3 protein-coding genes are annotated in these 3,751 nt (G+C 66.5%); 1 reads left to right on the forward strand and 2 read right to left on the reverse strand.

Features of this window, described 5'->3' with window-relative positions:
* A partial coding sequence (locus tag E6J58_00835) for an amidohydrolase family protein (protein ID TMB43624.1) occupies positions 1–1,195 on the reverse strand: 1,195 nt, incomplete at its 3' end.
* 81 nt (positions 1,196–1,276) lie between these two features.
* Here E6J58_00835 and E6J58_00840 point away from each other — a divergent pair.
* Entirely contained in the window at positions 1,277–2,734 is a 1,458-nt protein-coding gene (locus E6J58_00840; GenBank protein TMB43626.1) for an MFS transporter, read from the forward strand.
* Here the strand turns inward: E6J58_00840 and E6J58_00845 are convergent.
* Positions 2,724–3,083: a DUF4440 domain-containing protein gene (locus tag E6J58_00845; protein TMB43625.1), complete on the reverse strand. Its 360-nt coding sequence runs from the start codon at positions 3,081–3,083 to the stop codon at positions 2,724–2,726. The two genes, E6J58_00840 and E6J58_00845, sit on opposite strands and share 11 nt — an antisense overlap.
* Positions 3,084–3,751 lie beyond the last annotated feature (668 nt).

A 3,751-nucleotide genomic window follows, 5' to 3' on the forward strand; every position in this document is an offset into this window, starting at 1 on the left:
TCGCCAGCAGCGACTTCTCCGGCGACTGCAGCACGGTGATGTCCTTCAAGGGATTGCCGTCGACCACGAGCAAGTCCGCAAAGGCATCCGCCCGCAAGCACCCGAGCTTGCCTTCCCTGCGCAGCACCCGCGCCCCCACCGACGTCGCCGACCGGATGATCTCCATCGGCGACAGCACCTGCGCCCGCAGCACGAACTCCCGGCTCTGCTCTGCCTGCAGCGGCCCGAGCAGGTCCGTCCCATACGCCACCGGCACACCAGCGCGCTTGCAGATCTCCAGCGACCGCAACCCTCCGTCGATGACCAGCTCGTTCTTCGCCAGCATCTCCGCCGGCATGCCCAGAGCGCCGGCGCGCTCCCTCATCGCGTAGTACGTCACCAGATTCGCGACCAGCAGCATCCCCTTGCTCGCCATCAGCTTGGCGCGCGCGTCGTCGATCAGGTTGCCGTGCTCGATCGTCCGCACCCCGGCGTGCGCGGCCCGCTCGATCGCCTCCGGCGTATACGCGTGCGCGCAGACGTACCGGCCGAACGCCTGCGCCTCCTCGACGGCAGCGGCCACCTCGCCGGGCGAGAACTGCAGGCTATCGAGGGGATCGTACGGAGACGCGACCCCGCCGGACATCATGATCTTCACCTGGTCGCACCCCTGCCGCATCTCCTCCCGCACTACCTTGCGCACCTCCGCCTCGCCGTCCGCCGTCGCCATCGCGAACGCGAGCGCATGGCAGCACCCGCACCGAGCCCCGGAGTCCGTGCGCCGGCGCGCGTCCGCGTGCCCACCGGTGGGTCCGATCGCCCGCCCGGAGATGAACAGCCGCGGCCCTTCGATCAGCCCCTGGTCCACGGCCGCCTTCAATCCCCAATCCGCGCCCCCGGTATCGCGGACCGTCGTGAACCCCCGCTCGAGCATCGCCTTCAGCGCCACCACCGCGCGCGCCGTCATCAGCGTGAGCGGGACGTTCTCGAGCTGCCGGATGAACACCTCGCTCAGGATGACGTGGGCGTGGCAGTCGATGAGCCCCGGCATCAGCGTCCGGCCACCGCAATCCACGGCAGCCGCGTCGCTCGCCCGGATGGGCCGCTCCGAGACTTCGCGGATGGTCTCACCCTCGACCAGGATCTCGCAGCCGCCGAGCAGCTCGTCCCGTTCGGGGTCGAGCATCCGGAAGTTCCTGAACAGGGTCTGGGTCATTTGCCGCCTCTCGGGTAGATTCGGACCGCGCGCGAGACCCTAGTGGATCTCCCCGGAAGGGAGAAGCCGATGGAAGCCGACCTGAGCACGCTCAAGCGCATCGAGCGGTTGCCGTTCTCCCGCTTCCATTGGCGGCTGCTCTGGATGGGCGGGCTCGGATACACCTTCGACGCGATGGATGGGGCGATGATCGCCTTCATCCTCCCCGTCGTCTCGTCGCTCTGGGGACTGACGAATCAGCAGACCGGCATTCTCGGCAGCTCGTTGATGATCGGGTACCTGTTCGGGGCCTTCTTCGCGGGCACGCTGGGCGATCTGATCGGCCGGCGGGCCGTGATGATGTACGCGTTGGGCATCTACTGCGTCGGCACGCTGGTCGCGGCCTTTGCCCAGAGCTGGCAATTCCTCTTCGCCTGGCGGGTGATCGCCAGCTTCGGCACCGGCGCGGAGAGCGCGATCATCGCGCCGTTCCTCGCCGAGTTCATCCAGCGGAAGTATCGCGGCCGGTTCGTCGGCAGCCTCTCCGGCTTCTTCTCCTTCGGCTTCGTGTTCGCGGCCCTGCTCGGGTACTTCGTGGTCCCGCGCTCGCCGGACGGCTGGCGCATCATCCAGATCATCGGCGCGGTGCCGATCCTGATGCTGCTCTGGTGGCGGCGGTCGTTGCCGGAATCTCCGCGCTGGCTGATCCAGCGAGAGCGATCCGAAGAGGCGGCGGCGGAGGTGCAACGCATCGAAGCGCGGCTGACCGAACAAGAGCTCGCAGCGCTGCCACCGCTACACAGCGTCGAAGTGCCCGCGGTCGCCGCCGCTCAGGGCGGCACGTTCGCGAAGAACCTGGCCGCGCTCTGGAGCGGCCCGATGGCGCGCACCACGCTCATGCTCTGGGTCCTCTGGATCGCGATCACCTTCTCGTACTACGGCTTCTTCACCTGGATCCCCACGCTGCTGGTGAAGCAGGGGATGACCATCACCAAGAGCTTCGGCTACAGCATCGTCATCTACCTGGCGCAGATCCCGGGCTACTACTCCGCCGCGTTCGTCTCCGAGAAGCTCGATCGGAAGTGGACGATCGTGGCGTACATGCTGCTCGGGGGCGTGTCCGCGTATCTGATGTCCCAAGCCCGGTCGGATGCAGCGATCACCCTCGCGGGATTCTCGCTCTCGTTCTTCATGAACGGCACCTACGCCGCGATCTACGCCTACACGCCGGAGCTGTACCCGACCGCGTTCCGGACCACGGGCATGGGCGTCGCCTCTGCCTTCGGCCGCATCGGCGGGCTCTCCGCGCCCATCGTCATCGGCTACACCTTCTCCCGCATCGGATTCGGCGGCGTCTTCCTCATCACTACCGTCGTCCTGGTGGCCGGAGCGCTGGCCGTCGCGCTGCTCGGCATCGGCACGGCGGGGAAGAGCCTGGAGCAGATCACGCGGGAATTGGAGGATACGGCCAGGCGGCCTCGACGTGAGCCGCTCCTACAGCACCCCTCCCGAGCTTCACCTCGGCCACTGTCTTACGGGCTCGAGGAGTTCAAGGTGTGAGATTCAGAACGGCCTGGCCATGCGCGAGGTCTGCTGGGACTGACACGTGGTCGTGCACTACCAGCCAGACGCCATCGATTCGCCGGAAGCACGCCGTCCAACGCACCCACAGGTCGCTGATGTGACCGCTAGCCAGCGTCCCGCTCACGTGGTTGACGCTATGAACGAAGGCCAGATCGCCTTGCGTCGTGACGTTCAAGTCGCGTGCCTCATAGGCGATGGCGCCAGTATGTGCAGCGAAGAATGCTTGCCAGGCACGACGTTTGTTATCAGCCCCGGCGTATCGCAGGGGCGGATCGACATCGAATGAAACGATGTTGGGTGCATAGAGGGACATGACGCCGTCGATGCTCTTCGCGCGAACCGCCTTCGTATAGTCCTCTACGCCCTATCGGATGAGGCCTTCAGCCACGGCTTCCTCCTTCTCACCCCGGGAGAAGTGCTGCTCGATCGAAGCCCTTTGCGCATACGCGTTGGTTTGTGGCTGACACGCAGCACACAGAGCGAGCGCCGATATCCTCAAACCAGAGATTCTGAGTTTCATACCGTGCCTCCGGCTTCGCCATTCTGAACACCGCCAGAGCGTCACGACCCGAGCAGGTTCCGCTCCGCCAACGCCAGGATCGCCGCGACGTCCTCCGATGCCTCTACGGCGCCCGGCACCCGATGCGCATGCTGGGAGAGGTCCTTCGCATCTGGTTCACCTCCCACCGCCGCCCATCGAAGCGGCTCCGCCAGGTCTCTCCGGCAGCGTCGATCAGGTGCGCCCTGGGAAGGCCCCCCGCCGGCAGCGCTCTTCATCGCACCCGCAAATGTGCACGAGCTACGGGCTCCAGATGCCGTCGCGAGGCTGGGCCGCTGCGCGGTGTCAGACCCCTTCGCTAGCGTGCATCGACAGAGCGAAAAGCGCCGACCGCGCGCGAGGAGGAAGTCATGACCGTCATCAACCTTCAGGACCAGCGTAAGGCGCGCCGGCGCGCCCGGTTTGAAGAATTTTGCGCCGCCCAGGAGCGGGCG

Source organism: Deltaproteobacteria bacterium (assembly GCA_005879535.1).
Taxonomy (GTDB): domain Bacteria; phylum Myxococcota; class Myxococcia; order Myxococcales; family 40CM-4-68-19; genus 40CM-4-68-19.